Consider the following 22,494-nt stretch of genomic DNA (forward strand, 5'->3'; position numbering starts at 1 on the left):
TGTCCACAGCTGATGTGGTTGCGCCTCTCGACCCCGGAACGTTCGATTTTTGTTCTAGCAGCGGTCGTAAGATCGCGCAAGCATAGCGGAATTTTGTTCTCTTTTTCCGAAGCTTAGCGGTTGCGGGCCCCTGGCGTCACTCCGTCGTGACGCCGATCGCGACATCGGAAGGATCAATTTTGCGTGCGAGCCCTGCGGTCAGCCGGGCGCGGTCCAGCTCGCCCTCCCAGGCGGCGACCACGATGGTGGCGACGCCATTGCCGATGAAATTGGTCAAGGCTCTGCACTCGCTCATGAATTTATCGACGCCGAGCACGAGGGACATGCCTGGGGCCAGCTGCGGATCGACCGCTATCAAGGTCGCCGCCAGAGTGATGAAGCCCGCGCCGGAAACGCCGCTCGCGCCCTTCGACGTCAGCATGGCGACGATGAGGATGGTCGCCTGATGGGACAGATCTAGCTCGACGCCCATCGCGCGCGCGATGAACAGCGTCGTCAGCGTCATATAGATGTTGGTGCCGTCGAGATTAAAGGAATAGCCGGTCGGCACGACGAGTCCGACGACCGACTTCGAGCAGCCGAGCCATTGCAGCTTCTCCATCAGAGCGGGCAGGGCGCTTTCCGATGAAGATGTGCCAAGCACGATAAGCAGCTCGTCGCGCAGATAGGCGATAAGGCTGAAGATGTTGAAACCGGCGGCGCGCGCGATGGCGCCTAGCACGAAGACGACGAAGAGCCCGGCCGTGAGATAGAACAGACCAACGAGCCCGGCGAGCGACAGAAGCGCGGCTGAGCCATATTTCGCCACCGTATAGGCCATGGCGCCGAAAGCGCCGATCGGCGCGGCCTTCATGATGATGGCGATGACCCCGAACATGGCGTGGCCGACGTCGTCGATGATCACCCGCAGCGCGCGGCCGCGCTCGCCGAGCGCTAAGAGCGCGAAGCCGAAAAGCAGCGAGAACAGCAGGACCTGTAAAATATCGCCCTTGGCGAAAGCGCCGATCGCGCTGTCGGGAATGATGTCGAGAAGAAAATCGACGCCGCCGCGCTTTTCCGCGAGCGCCGTATATTTGGCGATGGCGGAAGGGTCGGGTTTTCCAGCGAAGCCGGCGCCGACCTGCGCAAGATTTCCGATCAGCAGGCCGAGCGCGAGGGCGAATGTGGAGACGATCTCGAAATAGAGGAGCGCCTTGAGCCCGACGCGGCCGACCTTGCGCGCGTCCTCGATATGGGCGACGCCGGAGACGACCGTGCAGAAAATGATCGGCGCGATCGCCATCTTGATGAGCTTGACGAAGCCGTCGCCGAGCGCCTTCACCCAGTCCTGCGCGGCGGTGTGCGGCGCCAGCCAGCCGAACAGCGCGCCAAGCGCAATGGCCGCGAGCACCTGGACATAGAGATGGCGGTAAAGTGGCTTGCGGGTAGCGGAGGGATTGGCGGTCATGAGGGTATTGGCGCCTGCCGCGCGTAACGGGAGTAACGCATATTTTAGTATCACCTTTCGCGTCGAAACCGCCCGTCATTGCGAGCGAAGCGAAGCAATCCAGCCGTCCGCCGCCGCCTCTGGATTGCTTTGTCGGCTGCGCCTCCTCGCAATGACGGCGAGGGATTTCCAAAGCGTATCGCTAGCGCGCGTCGAACGGATTGACGACGGCGATGTCGAGATCGACGAAATCCGCGACGTTGCGCGTCGCGAGCGTCATTGCGTGGGCGGCGGCGATGCTCGCAACCATCGCATCCATGACGGCGAGCGGCTTGCCTCGCATCTTGCGTCTGCCACGCAAACGAGCGAAGGCGTGCGCCGCGCGTTGATCAAACGACAATATGCGGCCGGCGAAAATCTCATCTTCGATCGCGTCGCAGGCTTTGGTCAAAACATCCTTCTTTCGCCCCTCAGGCAGCAGCGCCAGACCAAAACGAAGCTCCGCGATGACTGGCGTCGCGATGAAGAAATCGAGCTCGGAATAGGAGTCCATCCAGCGCCGTACGTTACCGTCGCCCATCGGCTTCATCATTTCAGAGACGATGTTCGTGTCGAGCAAGATCATTCGAAATCTGGCGGGGCGCGGTCGCTTTGATCACGAGGCTGAATGAAATCGTCCGTCCAGTCTTCTTGCGACACGAGACGCTTGAGCCGCGTTCCAAGTCCTCCGGCCCCTCGGGCGCGCTCTGGCAGGATAGCCTGAGACAAAGCGCGTTCGAGCAACAATTTCGCCTGGTTCGAAATGCTGCGCTTATGCCCGTGCGCCAAATCCTCGATCTGGCGCTTCATTTCCGGGGGAACGTCTCTCAACAGAATGTCAGGCATGCCAACCTCCGCGTTTGATATCAATGATATCGCTATGCGGGCGCGATATCAAGGCTGACATGCAGGGCAGCTGATCGAGCACCGGATGCGCTTCAGATGGATTTATGCGGCGGCGCGTGGCATTTGCCTTGCTCAGCGCCTAAATGACGCTTCCACTCTCCTTCCGGCCTTTGTGAATGGCGATCATCAAGCAAAAGGACGCGCGAGCGGGCGCATCAATTAACTCCAGCGCAGACTCGAAATCCATCTCCATCCGCGGCGCGCGCGAACATAATCTCAAGAACGTCGATCTGACGATTCCGCGCGACAAGCTGGTGGTGTTCACCGGCCTGTCCGGCTCGGGCAAGTCGTCGCTCGCCTTCGACACCATCTATGCCGAAGGCCAGCGACGCTATGTCGAGTCGCTGTCGGCCTATGCGCGGCAATTTCTGGAGATCATGCAGAAGCCCGACGTCGATCAGATCGACGGGCTGTCGCCGGCGATCTCCATCGAACAGAAGACGACATCCAAAAACCCGCGCTCGACCGTCGGCACGGTCACCGAGATTCACGACTATATGCGCCTGCTCTGGGCCCGCGTCGGCGTGCCCTATTCGCCAGCGACAGGGCTGCCGATCGAGAGTCAGACCGTCTCGCAAATGGTCGATCGCGTGCTGGCGCTTCCTGAAGGCTCTCGGCTCTATCTGCTCGCGCCGGTCGTGCGCGGCCGCAAAGGCGAATACCGAAAGGAGATCGCCGAATACACGAAGAAAGGCTTCCAGCGCCTCAAGATCGACGGCGCCTATCATGAGATCGCCGACGTGCCGGCGCTCGACAAGAAATTGAAGCACGACATCGATGTCGTGGTCGATCGCATCGTCGTGCGTCCCGACATGAGCGCGAGACTGGCCGACAGTTTTGAGACCGCGCTCGACTTGTCCGGCGGCCTCGCCGTCGTCGAATTCGCCGACGCGCCAAAGGGCCAGAATGTTCTGCTCACGCCTGTACAGGCGGCGGCGAACGTCTCGACGCATTACGCGCCGCATCACATTTTGTTTTCGTCGAAATTCGCCTGTCCCGTGTCGGGCTTCACGATCCCGGAGATCGAGCCGCGGCTGTTTTCGTTCAACAATCCCTTCGGCGCCTGTCCGGTCTGCGGCGGCATCGGCCATGAGCAGAAGGTCGACGCCGACCTCGTTGCGCCCAATCCAAAGCTGACGCTGCGCAAAGGCGCGGTCGCGCCCTGGGCGAAATCGACCTCGCCCTATTATCAGCAGACGCTCGAAGCGCTCGGCAAGCATTACAAGTTTCGGCTCGACGTCCCGTGGGAGACGCTTTCCGACAAGGCGAAGAACGTCATTCTCTACGGATCGGGCGAGGAGGAGATCCGCTTCTCTTATGACGACGGTTTTCGCGCCTATGACGTGAAGAAGCCGTTCGAAGGCGTCGTCATCAATCTCGAGCGGCGCTATCTCGAAACCGACAGCGAATGGGCGCGAGAAGAGATCGGCCGCTACATGTCGGCGACGCCCTGTCTCGCCTGCGAAGGCTTTCGCTTGAAGCCCGAAGCGCTCGCCGTCAAAGTCGCGCGCAAACATATCGGCGAAGTCTCGGAGCTTTCGGTGCGCGCCGCGCTCGACTGGTTTCGCGCGCTGCCCGACTCGCTCGACAAGAAGCGCAATGAAATCGCCTTCCGCATCTTGAAGGAGATTCGCGACCGGCTAAATTTTCTCGTCGACGTCGGCCTCGACTATTTGACGCTGTCGCGCAATTCAGGCTCGCTGTCGGGCGGCGAAAGCCAACGGATCCGCCTCGCGTCGCAGATCGGCTCGGGGCTGACCGGCGTTCTCTATGTGTTGGACGAGCCGTCGATCGGGCTGCATCAGCGCGACAATGACCGTCTGCTCGACACGCTGCGGCGGCTGCGCAATCTCGGCAACAGCGTCATCGTCGTCGAGCACGACGAGGACGCGATTCTCGCCGCGGATTATGTCGTCGATGTCGGACCCGGCGCCGGCATTCACGGCGGCAAAATCGTCGCGCAGGGGACGCCGCAGGAGATCATGAATGATCCAGCTTCGCTCACCGGGCAATATCTGACCGGCGAGAAGCGGGTGATCCTTCGTCACAAGCTGCGCAAGCCGACGCCCGGGCGTTGGCTCAAGCTCTTTGGCGCGCGCGGCAATAATCTCAAGGAGGTTACGGCGGAAGTGCCGCTTGGCCTTTTCACTTGCGTCACGGGCGTCTCGGGCGGCGGCAAGTCGACGCTCGTCATCGAAACGCTCTACAAGGCCGTCGCGCGGCGGCTCTCCGGCGCGCATGAGCACCCGGCACCCTTCGATCGCCTCGAAGGCCTCGAGCAGATCGACAAGATCATCGACATTGACCAATCGCCGATCGGGCGTACGCCGCGCTCCAATCCGGCGACCTATACCGGCGCCTTCACGCCGATTCGCGAATGGTTCGCGGGCCTCCCCGAGGCGAAGGCGCGCGGCTATGCGCCGGGACGCTTCTCCTTCAACGTCAAGGGCGGCCGCTGCGAAGCCTGCCAGGGCGACGGCGTCATCAAGATCGAGATGCACTTTCTCCCGGACGTTTACGTCACCTGCGACGTGTGCAAGGGCAAGCGTTACGATCGCGAGACGCTTGAAGTGAAATATCGCGAAAAATCCATCGCCGACGTGCTCGACATGACGGTCGAGGAGGCGGCGACTCTGTTCAAGGCGGTGCCCTCGATCCGCGACAAGATGGAAACCTTAAAACGCGTCGGCCTCGACTACATCCATGTCGGCCAGCAGGCGACGACGCTGTCGGGCGGCGAGGCCCAGCGCGTCAAGCTCTCCAAGGAGCTGTCGCGCCGCTCCACAGGCCGCACGCTGTATATTCTCGACGAGCCGACGACGGGTCTGCATTTCCACGACGTCGCCAAGCTGCTCGAAGTGCTGCATGAGCTTGTCGAACAGGGCAATACGGTGGTCGTGATCGAGCACAATCTCGAAGTCATCAAGACGGCGGACTGGATCATCGACATGGGGCCGGAGGGCGGCGACGGCGGCGGCGAAATCGTCGCGACCGGACCGCCGTCTCAGATCATCAAGGAAACGCGCAGCCACACCGGGCGCTATCTCGCTGAAGCGATGGCGCGCAAACCATCCGTGGCGGCGCTGGCGAAGCCCAAGAAAGCGCGAACGGTTTAAAAAGCCCGTCGCGGCGAGCGTCGCGGCCACGTCTTCTCCTCAAAAAAAAGCCGCCTCGCAGCGCATGCGAAGCGGCCCATGTTTGTTGTGCGGCGCGCGCCCGTTAGGCGTTTAGCTCTTCAGCGGCGCCGGACGTTCGTCGCGTTCCGCTTCGGCGCTGCGAATCCCCGAATCATCTCCGGATGCGGCTTCCTCCGCCGCGCGCTTCTTGCCGGCCTCGAAGATGTCGCGCTCAGGCCGCGGCAACACCGGTCCCTCCGGGAAGACGAAGCCCAGCGACTTCGTTCCGCTATCGTCGCCCACGACGACGACTCGCACCGCGCCGCCGTTCTTCAGACGGCCGAACAGCACCTCGTCGGCGAGCGGCGTCTTGATGTGCTGGTGGATGACCCGCGACATCGGCCGGGCGCCCATGGCTTCGTCATAGCCGTGCTCGACGAGCCAGCTGCGCGCTTCATCGGTGAGCTCGATCGTGACGTTGCGGTCGGCAAGCTGCGCTTCGAGCTGCATGATGAATTTGTCGACGACGCGCTTGATGACGTCGACCGGCAGATGACCGAAAGGCACGATGGCGTCGAGACGATTGCGGAACTCCGGCGCGAAGAGCCGATTGATCGCTTCGCTGTCGTCGAGATCGCGGCGCGTGCGCGTAAAGCCGATCGGCGTGCGGGCAAGATCCTGCGCGCCCGCATTCGTCGTCATGATGAGGATGACGTTGCGGAAGTCGATGGTCTTGCCGTTGTGGTCGGTCAGCTTCCCGTGATCCATCACTTGCAGCAGGATGTTGTAGAGATCGGGATGCGCCTTCTCGATCTCGTCGAGCAGCAGCACGCAATGCGGATGCTGGTCGATGGCGTCGGTCAGCAGCCCGCCCTGATCGAAGCCGACATAGCCGGGAGGGGCGCCGATCAGCCGGCTCACCGTATGGCGCTCCATATATTCCGACATGTCGAAGCGCACGAGCTCGATGCCGAGCGATGTCGCGAGCTGGCGCGCGGCTTCGGTCTTGCCGACGCCGGTCGGTCCGGAGAAGAGATAGCAGCCGATCGGTTTCTCCTGGTCGCGCAGACCCGCCCGCGCGAGCTTGATCGCCGACGTCAGCGCCGAGATCGCCTTATCCTGCCCATAGACGACGCGCCGCAGCGTCTCGTCGAGATGCGCGAGAACTTCGGCGTCGTCCTTGGAGACGGTCTTCGGCGGCACGCGCGCCATGGTGGCGATCGTCGTTTCGATCTCTTTCAGTCCGATGGTCTTTTTGCGCTTGTTTTCCGCGACCAGCATCTGCGCCGCGCCGGTTTCGTCGATCACGTCGATCGCCTTGTCCGGCAGCTTGCGGTCATGAATGTAACGCGCCGAGAGCTCCACCGCGGCCTTCAGCGCGTCGTTGGTGTAGCGGATCTTATGGAACTCTTCGAAATAGGGCTTGAGCCCCTTCACGATTTCGATCGCGTCGGGGATCGAGGGTTCGTTGACGTCGATCTTCTGGAAGCGGCGAACGAGCGCGCGGTCCTTCTCGAAATACTGCCGGTATTCCTTGTAGGTCGTCGAGCCGATGCAGCGCAGAACGCCCTGCGCCAGGGCGGGCTTCAGAAGGTTCGAGGCGTCCATCGCGCCGCCCGAGGTGGCGCCCGCGCCAATCACCGTATGGATCTCGTCGATGAAGAGGATCGCGTTCTTGTGATTCTCGATTTCCTTCACGACCTGCTTCAGGCGCTCTTCGAAGTCGCCGCGATAGCGCGTGCCGGCGAGCAGCGCGCCCATGTCGAGCGCGAACACCGTCGCGCCGGCGAGAACCTCCGGCACTTCGTTCGAAACGATCTTGCGCGCGAGGCCTTCGGCGATCGCGGTCTTGCCGACGCCGGGATCGCCGACGAGCAGGGGATTGTTCTTTTGCCGGCGGCACAGGACCTGAATCGTGCGCAGCACCTCCGGCTCGCGGCCGATCAGCGGGTCGATGCGGCCGTCGCGCGCCTTCCTGTTGAGATTGACGCAATAGGCCTCGAGCGCGCCTTCCTTCTTGCGGCTCTCGCCCTCTCGGCCCTCTCGGCCTTCGCTGCGCTCGCCGTCGTCGTCGACGCCGCGCGGGCTCCGGCTGGCGTCCGAAAGTCCCGGACGCTTGGCGATGCCATGGCTGATGAAATTGACGGCGTCATAGCGCGTCATGTCCTGCTCCTGCAGGAAATAGACGGCGTGGCTTTCGCGCTCGGCGAACAGCGCGACAAGAACATTGGCGCCGCTGACGTCTTCGCGGCCGGACGACTGGACGCTGATGATCGCCCGCTGCACGACCCGCTGGAACCCGGCGGTCGGCTTGCATTCATCCGCGTCTTCGTTGACGAGGTTGTCGAGCTCGCGATCGATGTAGTCGCGCAGATTCTTGGTCAGCACATCGAGATCCACGGAACAGGCGCGAAGCACCGCCGACGCATCGACGTCCTCGACGAGGCTCAGCAGCAGGTGCTCGAGCGTCGCATATTCATGGTGCCGCTCGCGGGCGGAGGCGAGCGCACGGTCGAGGGTCTGCTTGAGATTGCGCGAGAAGGTCGGCATGCGCTCGTCCTATTTCTTTTCCATGATGCATTGCAGGGGATGCTGATGCTTCCTTGCAAAATCCATGACCTGGGTGACTTTGGTCTCAGCGACCTCGTAGGTGTAAACGCCGCATTCGCCGACGCCGTGATTGTGAACGTGGAGCATGATGCGCGTGGCTTCCTCCACGGATTTGTTGAAATATTTCCGCAGCACGATCACCACGAACTCCTGCGTCGTGTAGTCGTCATTCAACAAAAGCACCCGATACATATTGGGCTTGCGCGTCTGAGGACGCGTTCGCGTGACGAGGGCGGTTCCGGCCCCGGGACCGACGTCGCCTCCCTTACGCGGCTCCTTGGCCGCTCGCGGCGCATTGGCCGCCATCGCTAGCGTTAAATCCTCCGCCGCCACGTCTTCACCCTTTCGATCCTTTTCATGTAGGTCGTTACAGTGGTTCTTTTAGGGTCGCCTCGCAGAATCTGGGCCATTTCCACGGTGGGGGAAATCAAGAATATCGCTAGTTTTGAGCTTTCCCTCCGGCTTGGCAAGGGGTCGCGCGACTCGCCGGCGCCGAGTTTTGTCGAAAGCCGCATCAATAAAAAATTTACCTGCGCAAGATTAGCGTCACACCGCTAACCTTCAGGCATTCAAGTGCGTCGACCCCTCGAGCATCGCCGTTTAAGCCACCCCCGCGCCGGCCTTCCGGCGGGCGTTTGGAGTCTCGCGGCGCTATCGATCGCCGCTTGTTTGTGCAGCGTGCTCGGCGCCAAGCTGCTCTCAAATATGTTTGAGCCTCCCGAAGCGCTGGCGCCCGCAGGCTTTTCCCGGGGAGCAGAAACCGATCTGCCCGGTCTTGCCAAGGCGGCGCCGCAAACCGAGGCGCCGGCGCCGACCGGACAACGCGAGGTCGACGTCGACCGTTCGCCGACAGGCACGATCCCGGACAGGCGCAAAGGACGGAAGGCGTTAACGCCTTGCGGCGAAGCTGGCGAAATCGCCGATCATTAGTTTTTTTGCGCCCACCCCTCGTGTGCGCGGCCCGACAGGCGCATATATTTATTGACAATCGGGCAATTGCCCTTAAAGCATTCCCGTGGCTATCGCCCGCGCTTCTTTGCGGCGGACCGTCGGCGGGCCAGATAGCCGTTGCGGCGACGACGGCGACTTCTCTCAACAATCCACGCGCGCTTCTTTACGGCTGGCGCGCAAGCGGAATTTCCGCACATGCGAGCCGTAATTCAGGATAATTAATGACATTCGAAGAACTGGGCCTTTCCCAAAAGGTTCTCGCAGCCGTCCAAACGTCCGGCTATACGACCCCCACGCCAATTCAGGCGCAGGCTATTCCACCCGCCTTGCAGGGGCGCGACATTCTTGGGATCGCCCAAACGGGCACCGGCAAGACCGCCGCCTTCACCCTGCCGATGCTGAGCCGTCTCGAAAGCGGCCGGGCCCGCGCCAGAATGCCCCGAACCCTTATTCTCGAGCCGACGCGCGAACTTGCCGCGCAGGTCGAAGCAAGCTTCGCCAAATACGGCAAGAACCATCGTCTCAACGTCGCGTTGCTGATCGGCGGCGTCGCCTTCGGCGAGCAGGAAACCAAAATCATGCGCGGCGCCGACGTGCTGATCGCCACGCCGGGCCGCCTTCTCGACTTCTTCGATCGCGGCAAGCTGCTGCTCACGGGCATCGAAATTCTCGTCATCGACGAGGCCGACCGTATGCTCGACATGGGCTTCATTCCCGACATCGAACGCGTCTGCAAGCTGGTGCCGTTCACGCGGCAGACGCTCTTCTTCTCTGCGACCATGCCGCCTGAAATCACGCGGCTGACGGAAGCCTTTCTGCATAATCCGATCCGTTGCGAAGTCTCGCGCGCCGCGACGACGGCGACCACGATCCGGCAAGTTCTCGTTGCTTCGCGAGGCCACGCCGACAAGCGTGAGACGTTGCGCAAGCTCATTCGCGACGCCGACAACTTCAAGAACGCGATCATCTTCTGCAACCGCAAGCGCGACGTGGCGACCCTTCATCGCTCGCTCGTCAAACACGGCTTTTCCGCTGGCGCCCTGCACGGCGACATGGATCAGCTGGCGCGGATGGCCTCGCTCGACGCGTTCAAGAACGGCGATGTGTCGCTGATCGTGTGTTCGGATGTGGCGGCCCGCGGCCTGGACATTCCGGACGTGAGCCATGTGCTCAACTTCGACGTCCCGACTCATAGCGAAGATTACGTGCACCGCATCGGCCGCACCGGCCGCGCCGGCCGATCGGGCGTGGCGATCACGCTCGTCACCGGCGACGACATGAAATACATCGACCAGATCCAGAGCCTGATCGGCAAGGCGATCGATTGGGAGGGGCCGGGCTTCGACGCCTTGCCGCCGCCCATGGAGACGAGCCCGCAAGAGCGCCGCGGCGAGCGGGCCGAACGCGGCCCGCGCCGGGAGCGGGGACGCCGTCCAGCCGCCGCCGAGGGTGAAGCGCGCGTTAACCGCCGGCCAGCCGCCACCGAACGCGAAGCGCCCGTCACCCGCCGGCCAGCCGCCGTCGAGGGCGAAGCGGGCGCGCATCACCGCCGGCCAGCCGCCGAACGCGAGGCGCCCGTGAGCATGGGCCGGACGCGCGGCGGCCGCGCCAAGGCGGAGGGAGAAAGTCTCCGAACTCCAGCCTATGGGGCGCCGGCCGGGGCGCCTGTCGCAGACCGTCGTGAGCGCCGCCCGCGCCATCATGAAGACGATGGGCCGCCCGTCATTGGACTGGGCGACCACGTGCCGTCTTTCCTGCTGCGCCCGGTGGCGCTGAGGCCGGCGAAGGTCGGCGAGGAATAGGTCTTCCAGCAAGGCTTGCCCGGTCAAAGGCTTGCCTGGTCAAAGGCTTGCCGATCAGGCAAGCCCTTGCCGCAGCGGCCTCATCCTTCGAACGGCGCCATGGCGGCGCGAATTTTCTCCGCCTGTTCAGCGAGCTTTGCATCCTCGGCCATGGTCCCCGGAGGGCGCAAGGCGACGCCTTCCCAACGCGGCAGCAGATGGAAGTGCAGGTGATAGATCACCTGTCCGCCGGCGCTTTCGTTGAATTGATGTAGAGTCAGGCCATCCGAGGCAAAGGCCTTTTCGATCGCCTTCGCGACATGCTGCACGCGCTTGATCAATTGGCCGAGCGTTTCCGGCGAGACGTCGAGGAGGCCGCGCGCGCCCTCCTTCGGAATCACCAGAACATGGCCCTCGGCGCGCGGCATGATGTCCATAAACGCCAGCGAGACGTCGTCCTCGTAGACCTTATGCGCAGGGATTTCTCCGCGCAGGATCTTGCCGAAAATATTATTGGGATCATAGGCGACGGCCATGGGCTGTTCCCTTCGAGCGCTTGCTCCTGAAAATCATTTTGGCCGTTCCGACGGGCGCTTGCGTCTCGAAGGACGTCGCTCATGGCGCGAACGAAGCGTCGCTTGGGGCGACAGTCCGTTCCCGCTGAAGAAGGCCGGCAAGGAAAGCAATTGCGGTTGAGGCCTGTCAATCCCCAAAGGCGAAGGCGCGGATATTGGTGAGGCGGAAATCGCTCGCGGGATAAACGCCGAGAATCTCAACTTCCTTGGAGAAGAACTGCAGTTCTTCAAGCGCCCGCGCCATCGCCGGCTGTTCGGGATGTCCGTCGGCGTCGGCGAGAAACCGCGTCGCGGCGAATTCGCCGTCAACCATGTAGCTCTCGAGCTTGGTCATGTTGACGCCATTGGTGGCGAAGCCGCCGAGCGCCTTGTATAGCGCGGCCGGCACGTTGCGCACGCGAAAGATGAAGGTGGTGATGGTCGAACCCGCATTCGGCGCCGCCCATTGCTTGGTCTTCGACAGCACGATGAAGCGCGTCGTGTTATGCGCCTCGTCCTCGATATTCTCCGCCAGCACGTCGAGATCGTAGATGTCGGCGGCGAGTCGCGGCGCGATCGCGGCCTTCGTCGGATCACCCCATTCGGCGACTTCGCGCGCGGCGCCGGCGGTGTCGCCGGCGGTATGCGCCGCGAGGCCGAGTTCGCGGATGGCGCGGCGGCACTGACCCAGCGCATGGACATGGCTGTAGACGCTCTTGAGCCCCTGCCGCGTCGCGCGCCTCGGCGCCATCAGGTGGAAATGAATCGGCAGGAAGTGCTCGCCGACGATATGCAGACCGGAATGCGGCAGGAAATGATGAATGTCGGCGACGCGTCCGGCGATCGAATTTTCGATCGGGATCATGCCGAGCACGGCGCGCCCCTCGGTCACCGACGCGAAGGCGTCCTCAAAGCTTGCGCAAGGAAGCGGCGTCAGTTGCGGAAAGGCCTGACGGCAGACGAGGTCGGAATTCGCGCCGGGCTCTCCTTGATAGGCGATATATTGCGTCACTTTGGGTCCTGTTCGCGCGCCGCGGCGCGCAGCGCGGTCAAATCGCGTTCCGTATCCACCGATGGGGCTCCTTTGTCCAGCAGCGCGGCGTCGATGCGCATGCCGGCCTCGAGCGCGCGCAGCTGCTCAAGCCCTTCGCGCAGTTCAAGCGAGGAGGGCGGTAGCGATACGAAGCGTTCCAGAGCCGCGCGGCGAAAGGCGTAGACGCCGATGTGCTTCAAACGCGGCCCATCGCCATGGGGGGCGGGCGCTCGGGTGAAGTAAAGCGCGCGAACCCGACCAGGCGCGAGCGGAGCTCCCACGAGCTTGACGGCGTTGGAATCGCCGGCGTCTTCGGCGCCGGCCGGGCAGGCGAGGGTGCCGATGTCGACGGCCGGATCGTCGAGAAGCGCGAGCGCCGCTTCGAGCGCCCCGTCAGGAAGCAAGGGCTGGTCGCCTTGCAGATTGACGGCGGCGCCATGCCGGCCTTGTGGGTCGAGCGCCCGCAAGGCTTCGCCGATGCGATCGCTGCCGCAGACGTGAGCGCCGCGCGTGAGCGCCGCGTGTCCGCCGACCGACTCGATCGCGCGCGCGATCTCAGGAGAGTCGGTCGCGACCACGACGGGTCCGAGCGCCGCGGCGCATGCGCGTTCCCAGACATGGACGATCATGGGACGACCGTCGATTTCGGCGAGCGGCTTGCCGGGAAGACGCGTCGAGCCCAGACGCGCCGGAATGATGACGATCGGCGCGAGCGCCTGCACGGCGCTAATAGGCGTTGCTATCCTCGGCCATCCAGCCCTTTTCGCTCTTCACGAAATGCAGCGTGCCTTCGCTCGTGTGCACTTCGGCCTTGGTGAATGTCCGGTCGTTGTCGAGGCCGAGAAAGGCGCATGTTCCGCGCTCGCGCTCATCAGCGCATTTGGCTTCGAAACCCTCGGGAAACAGAATTTCAGCCTCATACATCAATTCGTAAGCGTCGATGTTCTCGCGTTTCACTTCGCGGCCCTGCACCTTCTTGAAGGAGACGAGCTTGGCGTCGACGCCGTTCTTCTCCAGAAGATTGCGCAACACCTTCGCGCCGGTGGCGTCGCCGGGCATATGGTCGCCGCAAGCGGAAAGCGTCAGGGTGATTGAGACGCCGGCCACAAGCCCGAGAACAAAGCGGAATCGAGATGTCATCTATTCCTCCGGCGCCGCGTTCATCGCAGCGCGATGTTATTTGTTACGCTGTTGCACAAACGCTTCACAACTCGGCGTCTGTGAAAATTCATATCAGATAGTTGCATTTTTGTGCAGCCGGAGTAACGTGACTGCGCCAAATGAGTTGCGCGTCTGGCGGCGTCGAAGGGCCTGCAACAAGACCCATGGCGTGCGTAAGCGTTTGATGCGTATTCGGCACAACTTTGAATACCCTGCGGAGTGCTCAGGTCCGCCGCATCTCCTGGGTCCGTGGGGTTGGCCGACTGGCGGTGGTTGGAGTGGCCTCCTTGAAGCCATCGTCAGTCGGCCGCCTTCCCCAAGCGGTTCCTCACCCAGCCAATAAAGTTTGCAGCCAATAAAGTTTGGAAGCGTCCCCCTGCGGCGACGCTCCTCCTGGCTAGACCAGCGGTTGTGACGAACGCCTTGGCAAGGCGCGCGCGCCTTTATCCGCGCGCGCTTACTTGATCTTGGTTTCCTTGAATTCCACGTGCTTGCGCACGACGGGATCGTATTTCTTGAAAACGAGCTTTTCCGTCTTCGTGCGCGCGTTCTTTTTCGTCACGTAGAAATAGCCCGTATCCGCCGTGGACAGGAGCTTGATCTTGATCATGGCGGACTTGGCCATCGCTCATCCCAGTCTATCAGAGAAATGAAATCGTCCCGGTCGCTGAGCGCGCCGGGAGCGAATTGGCCGGCAACATACGTGCGGTGCGAACGATGTCAAGAAGGCGCGCGGGGCCGACCTCAGTCGTGCGCGATTCGCGCCTCGTCAAGAGGATGCGGCAAAGAACAGCCATAATTTTGTTGGTTAATCCACAAGAGGAGCAGCGTAGGGCCGGAACGACTCCGGCGAATTGCGCGGCAATACTCGGGCGGGGAGAAATATCTCGTAAGTAGCTGGTGCTCGCGCGCGCCGTCGAGCGCAGAGCCTGCATGTCTCGTCGTGAAGAAGTACTTCCTTCGCCTTCACGCGAACGCGCTTGGAGTGAGTAGTATGAGCGTAACACTCGAAAAGCGGCGCAAAGTCGCGGAGTTGGAGAATTTTGAACGGCGGATACTCCAAGAGAAGCGGCGCCTCTTAAGAGAGCTCGAAAGCTTGGAAAGGCCCTTCCGCAACACGCGGGCGATGGGCTGGATCAGGGATTTTTCGAGCGACGTCGCTGGCGAGTGGCGCGCGGTCCAGGGCGCCGCGTCATTCAGAGCGCCGATCTGGTTTTATGTCGTCGCCGGGGCCATCCTGCTGGGAGGCGTCGTCGTCGCGACTCTCGCGATGAGAGGCGCGCCCGCGCCGCGCGCCGATGGCGCGACGCTGCGTCAAGTCGAAACGCCGACGACGCCTGTGCGGATCGAGCAGCCGGCGCCGGCGCCCGTGACCGAGGCCGCACAGGCCGCCGACGTCGCGCCATCCTCGTCGCTTACCGTTAGCGCCCCGCTGGACACAATTGCGTCTCCGACGCCGCCGACACCCGACTCCAAGGAGCTAAAGCAGCGGCTTCTGGAGGCTCAGGCCGCGGCGGAGCCCTTGCCGGAGCCGCTGGCGCCGCCCCAAAAAGCCGACGTTCCCGCCGCCACGTCAACGCTCGGCGCGGCGGCGGTTCCGCCGCTCGGCGCGGCGCTGCCGAACACCGCCTTCGACGCCGCGCCGCCCGTTGATGCGGCCGCGACGGCGGAGCCGGACGACGCGGCGCCAGCGGCGCGGACCGCGGCGCGCGAAAGCCAGCGTGAGGACGAGCCCGCGAACGAGGGCCGCCGCGCCAAATGCTTCGTCAAGGTCGATGGACGGGTTCTCTTCGAGCGCAGCTGCATGCTCGGCCAGCCCAGGCGCTCGACGCTGACGCTCAACGCCGGAGACGACGCCGTCGTTCTGACGCAAGATCATGGACGGACGTGGACGGCGAGCCTCGGCGGCCGCAGCCTCGGCAAGGTCTATCGAACAGGTGAGTGCTGGGGCCGGCGCCGACAGGTCTTCATCTGCGCGAAAGGCGCGTGAGGCGCGCCGGGCCTATCGGCTTTTCGCTCGCGTAGAATAATCGGAGGGCGCGGCGCGCCCGCCGGCGACTTTGGATACAATAGCAGCCCTGCCCATCGTTAGCGGCGGGGCTTTTGCGTTTTCTCGAAGGCGTGAATTCAGCTTTTTCGATGGAGGCCAAATTGAGATTCAAACATCATATCGCGACCGCTTTCGCGCTCGCCGCCATATTGTTTTCAGGCGTCGCTCTGGCGGAGGAGTCAGAGGAGCGGGTTGTGAAGGAGGCGATCGCGCTCTTTCGCGCCTATGGAGTCATGCACCCTAAAGACACTCCCGATCCACTGCCGCGCTGCTTCTATGCGGCGAGCTGGAGGTAGACGAGCATTCCCGAGGGTTTGTCGCGCAAATATTTCGGGATCAAGGCGCTGGCGGGACTGGCCGCGGAAAATCCTTCTGGCTTCTATGAGGTCAAGAAAATATTCGATCCGGAAGGCAAGCAGCCGGAAGCTTTCTGCACAGAAGATCAGGATAAAGAAGAATTTCACGAGTTGTTTGAAGCATTCAAGAAAAAAATAAAATTGCGAGATGAGCGTAAGATTGAAGCTTCTCCTCTATCTGAATACTATAGGCGTTCAGAATATTCTTTTCCGGTGTTCGACACCAGATTTCGTAAGGCTGCGTTCGTCAAAGTTGTTGAAGAACGGCAATTCATACGATGGCCAGACGGTAAGGTGACGCCCTTACCTCTCGAATTTATGGTCGTGGCGGTAATTCTCGAAAAGCGCAACGGCGTTTGGCGAAAAGTAGAGTCGGTTGTGACGGGCATCACATAGGGCCTCGATCGACGCTCCGTTCGAACGGCTCGGCTGTCATTCCCGACGCGCGCAAAGCGCGCGATCAGGAATCCAGAGCAAACCAGTGTTCTTGGAATCGGCTCTGGATTCCCGATCAGGCCTTCGGCCTGTCGGGAATGACAGCGGTCCAAGCGAACTCATCAGCCGGACCCGTATCAAACTATCATTTGCGGCGCGCGGGCTTCCGTTCACGTTCCTTTTTCGCCCGCGGCGGCGGCGCGCGGCGCTCGCCGCCGCTCACGACCTCGAAGCGCAAGGCGCCGGCGATCGGCGCCGCCTCGATCAGCTTCACTTCTATAATATCCGCCAGCCGGTAGCTGACGCCGGAGCGCGAGGTGAGCGCATGGGCGGCCTCGTCATAGGCGTAATATTCACGGCCCAGCGTCGCCGCCGGCACGAATCCATCGGCGCCTGTCTCGGCGAGGCGCACGAACAGACCGGATCTCGTGACGCCCGATATGCGCGCCTGAAAGCGCGCGCCGATCTGGTCGGCGAGGTGGTGCGCGATGAGCCGATCGACCGTCTCGCGCTCCGCCGCCATGGCGCGCCGCTCTGCCGCGGAGATGCGGGCGGCGATCTCCGCAAGTTCGCCGACCGGCATCTCCGGCAAGGCGCCTTCGCCGAGCTTCAAGGCGCGAATGAGCGCGCGATGCACGATGAGATCGGCGTAGCGGCGGATGGGCGAGGTGAAATGCGCGTAGCGGCGCAGATTGAGTCCGAAGTGCCCGTAATTTTCATGCGTATATTCGGCCTGCGCCTGCGTGCGCAGAATGATCTCGTTGACGATGTTCTCGTGCTCCAGGCCTTTCACGCGACCCAGGATCACATTGAAATGCGCGGGGCGCAGCGCTTGGCCCTTGGCGAGCTTGACGCCGATCGTCGCGAGAAATTCCGAAAGCGCCGTGACCTTTTCGCGCGAAGGTTCGTCATGGGCGCGATAGATCAGCTGCTGGCGATGCTGCTCCAAAGTTTCGGCCGCCGCGACATTCGCCAGGATCATGAATTCTTCGATCAGGCGATGCGCTTCGAGCCGCGGCGGAATGATGACGCGGTCGAAGGAGCCGTCTTTCTTCAACAGGATCTTGCGCTCGGGCAGATCGAGATCGAGCGGCGCGCGCAGATTGCGCGCGTGCTGCAGCGCTTCATGCGCGGCGTAAAGCGTCCGCAGCACCGGGGCGAGCAGCGGCTTCGTGGTTTCATCCGTGCGCCCCTCGATCGCGTCCTGCGCCTGCGCATAGGCGAGCTTGGCGTGCGAGCGCATCATCACGCGATGAAAACTATGGTCGATCTTCCTGCCTTTGCTGGTGACGCGCATGCGCACGGCGAGCGCCGGCCGATCTTCATTAGGCCGCAATGAGCACAGGTCGTTGGAGATGCGTTCGGGCAGCATCGGCACGACGCGGTCAGGGAAATAGACCGAATTGCCGCGCTCCAAGGCGTCGCGGTCGAGCGCCGAGCGCGGCGTCACATAATGCGCCACGTCGGCGATCGCGACCGTCAGGACGAAGCCGCCGTCATTATCGGGCGCACTGTCAGGCGCGGCGTGCACAGCGTCGTCGTGGTCTTTGGCGTCTGGCGGATCGATGGTGACGAGCGGCAGATCGCGCCAGTCTTCGCGGCCGTGCAGAGACGCGGGCCGCGCGCGCTCGGCCTCCGTCGTCGCCTCGGCGCGAAACACGTCCGGAATGTCATGCGCGCGCAGCGCGATGAGGCTCACCGCCTTTTCGCCCGTCACCGAGCCGAGCGTTTCCCGCACGCGGGCGCGCGGCGCGCCAAAGCGCGTCTTGCCGACGAGATCGATCGAGACGAGATCGCCGTGCTTGCCTGCGCCAATGTCGGCCGCCGCGACGGCGAGTTCACGTCCGGCCTGCTTCTTGTCGATCGGCTCGATGCGGCCGGCGCCATTCGCTTCGATATGCAGCACGCCGAGCACGCGCTGCCGCTGGCGCGACAGGAGTTTGACGACGCGTCCGACATAGGGCGGCTCGGCCGGTCCAGCCTCGCGGTCGGGCTCGGCGCGAACCAGCGCGCGATCGCCGACGCCGGGCAGGGGCTCGCCCGGCCGGGCGCGGCGCGGCGCGTGGATGCGGATGCGCGGCGCCGGCCCCAGCTCGTCCTCGTCCCATTCGACCGGCGCGGCGACCATCTCGCCGTCGCGGTCGCGCGCGATGATGTCGACGAGCGAAACCGGCGGCAGCGTCCCCTTGCGGTTCACGCGCTTGCCGCGCTTTTCCAGGAGGCCTTCATCCGCCATCTCGGCGAGCAGGCGCTTGATGGCGATGCGGTCGTCGCCCGCAGCGCCGAAGGCGCGGGCGATTTCACGCACGCCGATCTTGCGCGGGCCGCCTGCCTCGGTTTCGCGGGTGATGAAGGCGAGGATGTCTTCGCGGGAGGGCGTGTGTTTTGCTGTGTCGTCTTTCGCCAAGGGCTCGCTCAAAAGAGGCAATAAAATCGCCGTTCGACGCGGCGGGCGCGCACTTCAACCGGACTCGGCATCACACATATAGGACGCCGGCGGCAAAGTTGAAACGCTGCTTCAAGATCGGCGAAATTCGAGAGCGCGTTCCTCTACTTCGCCGCAGCTTTTTTCGTCGCCAGCTTTTTGGCGGGCGCCTTCTTGGCTGCAGGTTTCTTTGCGACGGTCGGCGCGACGTTCACGGGCTGCGATTCATCAAAAGGCGCCTCGTCGCTGTCTTCGATTTTCTTCTTGGCGTTGGTCGGCGCCTTCTTACCGGCCGCTTTCTTGGCCGGCGCTTTTTTCGCCGATTTCTTCGGCGCGCCGCCCTTGGCTTCGATCAGTTGCAGGGCCTCTTCGAGAGTCACCTCCTCGGCCGAAGCGCCCTTGGACAGCGTCGCGTTGATCTTGCCCCAGTTGACGTAAGCGCCGAAGCGGCCGGGGCGCACCGTGACCTTGCCGCCCTCGGGATGCTCGCCCAGCAAGCGTCCCCCGCCGCCCGTCGCGCCGCCGCCGCCGGCAGCCTTCTCGGCGAGAAGCTCGAGCGCCTGTTCGAGCGTCAGCGACGCCTGATCGATGGCGCGCGGGATCGTCGCATTGATCTTGCCCCAGTTCACATAAGGACCGAAACGGCCAGCTTTGACGGTCACCGATCCGCCCTGGGGGTGATCGCCCAGCACGCGCGCCGGCTCCGCCGGGCCGCGCGAGAAACGGGAGCCGCCGCCGCCCGACTCCTTCTGCACGATGAGATCGATGGCGCGGTTGGCGCCAATGCTCAGCACGTCGTCGTCGCGGCCGATATTGGCGTAGGTCTTGCCGTGCTGGACATAGGGCCCGAAGCGCCCGATGCCGGCGACGATCGGATCGCCGCTCGTCGGATGTTTCGCGACTTCGCGCGGCAGCGCGAGCAGAGCGATGGCCTGCATCAGCGTCAGATCGTCAGGCCTGATGCTCTTGGGGAGCGACGCGCGTTTGGGCTTTTCGCCGCCTTCTTCCTGCTCGCCTTCCTGCACATAGGCGCCGAAGCGGCCATCCCGCAGCGTGACTTCCGCGCCCGTCTCGGGATTGACGCCCAGGACCTTGACGCCCGGTCTCGCCGCGTCGGCGGCGTCGCCCGTCGGCGGCGACAGGGTTCGCGTGTAGCGGCATTCGGGATAGTTGGAGCAGCCGACGAAGGCGCCGAACTTGCCGATCTTGAGCGAGAGCTGACCGCTGTTGCAGGCGGGGCAGAGGCGCGGATCGCTTCCGTCCTCCTTTGAGGGGAAGACATGCGGGCCCAGCAGCTCGTTGAGGCTGTCGAGCACCTCGCTGACCCGCAGATCCTTGGTGCCGTCGACGGCCGCCGAGAAATCTTTCCAGAAATCCCGCAGCACCTGCTTCCAGTCGATCTCATTATTGGAGACGAGATCGAGCTTTTCTTCGAGGTCTGCGGTGAAGTCGAATTCGACGTAGCGCGAGAAGAAGCTTTCGAGGAAGGCGACGACGAGGCGTCCCTTGTCCTCGGGCACGAGGCGCTTCTTATCGATCCGCACATAGTCGCGGTCGCGCAGCACGGCGAGCGTCGAGGCGTAGGTCGAAGGCCGCCCGATGCCGAGCTCCTCCATGCGCTTGACCAGAGTCGCTTCCGTGAAGCGCGGCGGCGGCTCGGTGAAATGCTGGGTGGCGTCGATTTTTTCGCGCGTGCAGGGCTCACCCTGCGCCATCGCCGGCAGGCGACCGCCGTCCTCGTCCTCTCCGTCGTCGCGGCCTTCCTGATAGAGCTCAAGGAAGCCCGGGAAACGAACGACTTGACCCGTCGCGCGCAGCTCCAGCGCGCGGGCGCCGGCTTTGGCGTCGATGTCGACGGTGGTTCGCTCCATCTCGGCCGACTCCATCTGGCTGGCGATGGTGCGCGTCCAGATCAGCTCATAGAGCTTGGCCTGCTCGGGTTCGAGATATTTGGCCACATCCTTGGGCAATCGCGCGGGATCTGTCGGGCGGATCGCCTCATGGGCTTCCTGCGCGTTCTTGGCCTTCGTCGTATATTTGCGCGGAACCTTGGGAACGAAACGCTCGCCATATTCCCGTCCGATCACGCCGCGCACGCTGGCGACCGCCTCGGGCGCCATGTCGACGCCGTCGGTTCGCATATAAGTAATGAGACCCGCCGTCTCGCCGCCAATGTCGACGCCTTCATAGAGCCGCTGGGCGATGCGCATGGTGATCGCCGGCGCGAGGCCGAGCTTTCGTGAAGCCTCCTGCTGCAAAGTGGAGGTCGTGAAGGGCGCGTAAGGGTGGCGCTTGACGGGTTTCGCCTCGACCGAGCGCACAACGAAGGCGGCGGTCTCCAGCGCCTTCTTGAAGTCCTCGGCCTCCTGACCCGCGCCGATGTCGAGCCGCGAAATCTTCTTGCCGTCAGCGCCGACGAGGCGCGCCGTGAAGGGCTCGCCCGCCTTGGTCGTCAGATGGGCGACGAGCGACCAATATTCGCGTGCGACGAATTTCTCGATTTCGAGCTCGCGGTCGCAGACGAGGCGAAGCGCGACAGATTGCACGCGGCCGGCCGAACGGGCGCCGGGGAGCTTACGCCACAGCACCGGCGACAGGGTGAAGCCCACGAGATAGTCGAGCGCGCGGCGGGCGAGATAGGCGTCGACCAGCGCCTGATCGATTTCGCGCGGATGCGCCATCGCTTCTTGGATCGCCGACTTGGTGACCGCATTGAAGACGACGCGCTCGATCTTCTTATCCTTGAGCACGCGCTTCTTATTCAAAATGTCGAGCAAGTGCCAGGAGATGGCCTCTCCCTCACGGTCGGGGTCGGTCGCGAGGATGACTTTGTCGGCGCCCTTCACCGCCTCGGCGATGGCGGCGACGCGCTTTGCACCCTTGGCGTCCATTTCCCAGACCATAAGAAAATCCTGGTCGGGGTCGACCGATCCGTCCTTGGCGGGAAGGTCGCGAACATGGCCATAGCAGGCCAACACATTGAAATTCTTGCCTAAATATTTGTTGATCGTCTGCGCTTTGGCCGCTGATTCGACGATGACGACATTCATTTCGTGATCATTCCAGGAGGCGCGCCGGCTTGGCGAGCGGCGGAAGATGGTCAAAATGGGCGCCCCCTGTCAAATTGGCCAGCCCGCAGACCTGAAGGAAAGCTGCGCCATGGAAAAGCCGATCAGGCCCCTGTCGGCCGCAGTCGTGGCGGCGGATGTCGCCCCTCGGGCCAAGCGCTCGGGCTACCCCGACCCGTTCGCGGCGCGGGTTCGTGGCCGCGAGAAACGGTCGCTTGGCGACTTTTTTGGCCTGACCAATTTTGGCGTCAATCTCACGACGCTCGCCCCCGGCGCGCAGTCGGCGCTGAAGCATCGCCACAGCCGGCAGGACGAATTCGTCTTTATCCTGGAGGGAGAGCCGACGCTGCTGCGCGACGATGAAGAGATCCTCCTGCGCGCCGGCATGTGCGCCGGCTTCCCCGCGCAGGGCGCAGCCCACTGCCTCGTCAATCGGACCGATCGCGATGTTGTCTATCTCGAAATCGGCGACCGGTCGGCAGGCGACGCGGCGAGCTATCCCGACGACGACCTCGCTGCGACGCTCGGCCCGGACGGCCACTGGATCATGACGCACAAGGACGGCCGTCCCTATTGATGCGCG

At 63.3% G+C, this 22,494-nt stretch carries 19 protein-coding genes; 7 read left to right on the forward strand and 12 right to left on the reverse strand.

Features of this window, described 5'->3' with window-relative positions; all coding sequences use genetic code 11:
* Positions 1-136 precede the first annotated feature (136 nt).
* From dctA to ACPS74_RS15980, 3 genes are all read right to left on the reverse strand, one after another.
* The gene (dctA, locus tag ACPS74_RS15970) at positions 137-1,447 is read right to left on the reverse strand and encodes a C4-dicarboxylate transporter DctA (protein ID WP_029651268.1); all 1,311 of its coding nucleotides are present in this window, start codon (positions 1,445-1,447) and stop codon (positions 137-139) included.
* A gap of 181 nt (positions 1,448-1,628) precedes the next feature.
* Positions 1,629-2,051: a type II toxin-antitoxin system VapC family toxin gene (locus ACPS74_RS15975; protein ID WP_029651267.1), complete on the reverse strand. Its 423-nt coding sequence runs from the start codon at positions 2,049-2,051 to the stop codon at positions 1,629-1,631.
* The gene (locus tag ACPS74_RS15980; RefSeq protein WP_029651266.1) at positions 2,048-2,311 is read right to left on the reverse strand and encodes a hypothetical protein; all 264 of its coding nucleotides are present in this window, start codon (positions 2,309-2,311) and stop codon (positions 2,048-2,050) included. Before ACPS74_RS15980 ends, ACPS74_RS15975 begins: the two co-directional genes overlap by 4 nt.
* Positions 2,312-2,487: 176 nt before the next feature.
* Here ACPS74_RS15980 and uvrA point away from each other — a divergent pair, with 176 nt between their 5' ends.
* Positions 2,488-5,487 carry an excinuclease ABC subunit UvrA gene (gene uvrA, locus ACPS74_RS15985; RefSeq protein WP_029651265.1) on the forward strand — a complete coding sequence of 1,000 codons (3,000 nt, stop codon included), beginning with the start codon at positions 2,488-2,490 and terminating at the stop codon, positions 5,485-5,487.
* 111 nt (positions 5,488-5,598) lie between these two features.
* On the opposite strand, the gene clpA is transcribed toward uvrA, so the two are convergent.
* Positions 5,599-8,037, reverse strand: a complete 2,439-nt coding sequence (clpA, locus tag ACPS74_RS15990) for an ATP-dependent Clp protease ATP-binding subunit ClpA (RefSeq protein ID WP_029651264.1) — start codon at positions 8,035-8,037, stop codon at positions 5,599-5,601.
* A 9-nt stretch (positions 8,038-8,046) separates the two neighbouring features.
* On the reverse strand, positions 8,047-8,403 hold the full coding sequence (gene clpS / locus ACPS74_RS15995; protein ID WP_018407599.1) for an ATP-dependent Clp protease adapter ClpS: 357 nt from the start codon (positions 8,401-8,403) through the stop codon (positions 8,047-8,049).
* A 267-nt stretch (positions 8,404-8,670) separates the two neighbouring features.
* On the opposite strand from clpS, the gene ACPS74_RS16000 reads away from it, so the two are divergent.
* Positions 8,671-9,027 carry a hypothetical protein gene (locus ACPS74_RS16000; RefSeq protein ID WP_029651263.1) on the forward strand — a complete coding sequence of 119 codons (357 nt, stop codon included), beginning with the start codon at positions 8,671-8,673 and terminating at the stop codon, positions 9,025-9,027.
* Positions 9,028-9,269: 242 nt separating this feature from the next.
* The gene (locus ACPS74_RS16005) at positions 9,270-10,850 is read left to right on the forward strand and encodes a DEAD/DEAH box helicase (RefSeq protein WP_029651262.1); all 1,581 of its coding nucleotides are present in this window, start codon (positions 9,270-9,272) and stop codon (positions 10,848-10,850) included.
* Between the two features lie 80 nt (positions 10,851-10,930).
* Here ACPS74_RS16005 and ACPS74_RS16010 read toward each other — a convergent pair whose 3' ends face one another.
* The 5 genes from ACPS74_RS16010 to rpmG all read right to left on the reverse strand — a co-directional run bounded on the left by ACPS74_RS16010 (position 10,931) and on the right by rpmG (position 14,202).
* Positions 10,931-11,365, reverse strand: coding sequence for an HIT family protein (locus ACPS74_RS16010; RefSeq protein WP_018407604.1), 435 nt, complete (start codon positions 11,363-11,365; stop codon positions 10,931-10,933).
* A gap of 166 nt (positions 11,366-11,531) precedes the next feature.
* Positions 11,532-12,395: a prephenate dehydratase gene (locus ACPS74_RS16015; protein ID WP_029651261.1), complete on the reverse strand. Its 864-nt coding sequence runs from the start codon at positions 12,393-12,395 to the stop codon at positions 11,532-11,534.
* Positions 12,392-13,138 carry a 3-deoxy-manno-octulosonate cytidylyltransferase gene (locus ACPS74_RS16020; protein WP_029651260.1) on the reverse strand — a complete coding sequence of 249 codons (747 nt, stop codon included), beginning with the start codon at positions 13,136-13,138 and terminating at the stop codon, positions 12,392-12,394. Before ACPS74_RS16020 ends, ACPS74_RS16015 begins: the two co-directional genes overlap by 4 nt.
* A 4-nt stretch (positions 13,139-13,142) precedes the next feature.
* Positions 13,143-13,556: a hypothetical protein gene (locus ACPS74_RS16025; protein WP_029651259.1), complete on the reverse strand. Its 414-nt coding sequence runs from the start codon at positions 13,554-13,556 to the stop codon at positions 13,143-13,145.
* Positions 13,557-14,034: 478 nt separating this feature from the next.
* The gene (gene rpmG, locus ACPS74_RS16030; RefSeq protein WP_014892635.1) at positions 14,035-14,202 is read right to left on the reverse strand and encodes a 50S ribosomal protein L33; all 168 of its coding nucleotides are present in this window, start codon (positions 14,200-14,202) and stop codon (positions 14,035-14,037) included.
* A gap of 369 nt (positions 14,203-14,571) precedes the next feature.
* Between rpmG and ACPS74_RS16035 the strand changes: the two genes are divergently transcribed.
* The 3 genes from ACPS74_RS16035 to ACPS74_RS16045 all read left to right on the forward strand — a co-directional run bounded on the left by ACPS74_RS16035 (position 14,572) and on the right by ACPS74_RS16045 (position 16,379).
* Positions 14,572-15,567 carry a hypothetical protein gene (locus ACPS74_RS16035; protein ID WP_029651258.1) on the forward strand — a complete coding sequence of 332 codons (996 nt, stop codon included), beginning with the start codon at positions 14,572-14,574 and terminating at the stop codon, positions 15,565-15,567.
* A gap of 161 nt (positions 15,568-15,728) precedes the next feature.
* A complete protein-coding gene (locus ACPS74_RS16040; protein ID WP_157055268.1) occupies positions 15,729-15,923 on the forward strand; it encodes a hypothetical protein in 195 nt (64 codons plus the stop codon).
* Between the two features lie 18 nt (positions 15,924-15,941).
* On the forward strand, positions 15,942-16,379 hold the full coding sequence (locus tag ACPS74_RS16045) for a hypothetical protein (protein WP_029651256.1): 438 nt from the start codon (positions 15,942-15,944) through the stop codon (positions 16,377-16,379).
* A 184-nt stretch (positions 16,380-16,563) separates the two neighbouring features.
* On the opposite strand, the gene rnr is transcribed toward ACPS74_RS16045, so the two are convergent.
* The gene (gene rnr, locus ACPS74_RS16050; RefSeq protein WP_029651255.1) at positions 16,564-18,825 is read right to left on the reverse strand and encodes a ribonuclease R; all 2,262 of its coding nucleotides are present in this window, start codon (positions 18,823-18,825) and stop codon (positions 16,564-16,566) included.
* Positions 18,826-18,968: 143 nt separating this feature from the next.
* Positions 18,969-21,893 carry a type I DNA topoisomerase gene (gene topA / locus ACPS74_RS16055; protein WP_029651254.1) on the reverse strand — a complete coding sequence of 975 codons (2,925 nt, stop codon included), beginning with the start codon at positions 21,891-21,893 and terminating at the stop codon, positions 18,969-18,971.
* A gap of 109 nt (positions 21,894-22,002) precedes the next feature.
* On the opposite strand from topA, the gene ACPS74_RS16060 reads away from it, so the two are divergent.
* The gene (locus tag ACPS74_RS16060; protein WP_029651253.1) at positions 22,003-22,488 is read left to right on the forward strand and encodes a cupin domain-containing protein; all 486 of its coding nucleotides are present in this window, start codon (positions 22,003-22,005) and stop codon (positions 22,486-22,488) included.
* Positions 22,489-22,494 lie beyond the last annotated feature (6 nt).

Origin of the sequence: Methylocystis sp. SB2 (assembly GCF_049817085.1) — a bacterium.
Classification (GTDB): domain Bacteria; phylum Pseudomonadota; class Alphaproteobacteria; order Rhizobiales; family Beijerinckiaceae; genus Methylocystis; species Methylocystis rosea.

What these genes read in the sequence shown, in the direction of transcription:
- dctA (WP_029651268.1), bottom strand. Translation starts at nt 1,447, where the DNA reads ATGACCGCCAATCCCTCCGCTACCCGCAAGCCACTTTACCGCCATCTC.
- ACPS74_RS15975 (WP_029651267.1), bottom strand. Translation starts at nt 2,051, where the DNA reads ATGATCTTGCTCGACACGAACATCGTCTCTGAAATGATGAAGCCGATG.
- ACPS74_RS15980 (WP_029651266.1), bottom strand. Translation starts at nt 2,311, where the DNA reads ATGCCTGACATTCTGTTGAGAGACGTTCCCCCGGAAATGAAGCGCCAG.
- uvrA (WP_029651265.1), top strand. Translation starts at nt 2,488, where the DNA reads ATGGCGATCATCAAGCAAAAGGACGCGCGAGCGGGCGCATCAATTAAC.
- clpA (WP_029651264.1), bottom strand. Translation starts at nt 8,037, where the DNA reads ATGCCGACCTTCTCGCGCAATCTCAAGCAGACCCTCGACCGTGCGCTC.
- clpS (WP_018407599.1), bottom strand. Translation starts at nt 8,403, where the DNA reads ATGGCGGCCAATGCGCCGCGAGCGGCCAAGGAGCCGCGTAAGGGAGGC.
- ACPS74_RS16005 (WP_029651262.1), top strand. Translation starts at nt 9,270, where the DNA reads ATGACATTCGAAGAACTGGGCCTTTCCCAAAAGGTTCTCGCAGCCGTC.
- ACPS74_RS16010 (WP_018407604.1), bottom strand. Translation starts at nt 11,365, where the DNA reads ATGGCCGTCGCCTATGATCCCAATAATATTTTCGGCAAGATCCTGCGC.
- ACPS74_RS16025 (WP_029651259.1), bottom strand. Translation starts at nt 13,556, where the DNA reads ATGACATCTCGATTCCGCTTTGTTCTCGGGCTTGTGGCCGGCGTCTCA.
- rpmG (WP_014892635.1), bottom strand. Translation starts at nt 14,202, where the DNA reads ATGGCCAAGTCCGCCATGATCAAGATCAAGCTCCTGTCCACGGCGGAT.
- ACPS74_RS16035 (WP_029651258.1), top strand. Translation starts at nt 14,572, where the DNA reads ATGAGCGTAACACTCGAAAAGCGGCGCAAAGTCGCGGAGTTGGAGAAT.
- topA (WP_029651254.1), bottom strand. Translation starts at nt 21,893, where the DNA reads ATGAATGTCGTCATCGTCGAATCAGCGGCCAAAGCGCAGACGATCAAC.
- ACPS74_RS16060 (WP_029651253.1), top strand. Translation starts at nt 22,003, where the DNA reads ATGGAAAAGCCGATCAGGCCCCTGTCGGCCGCAGTCGTGGCGGCGGAT.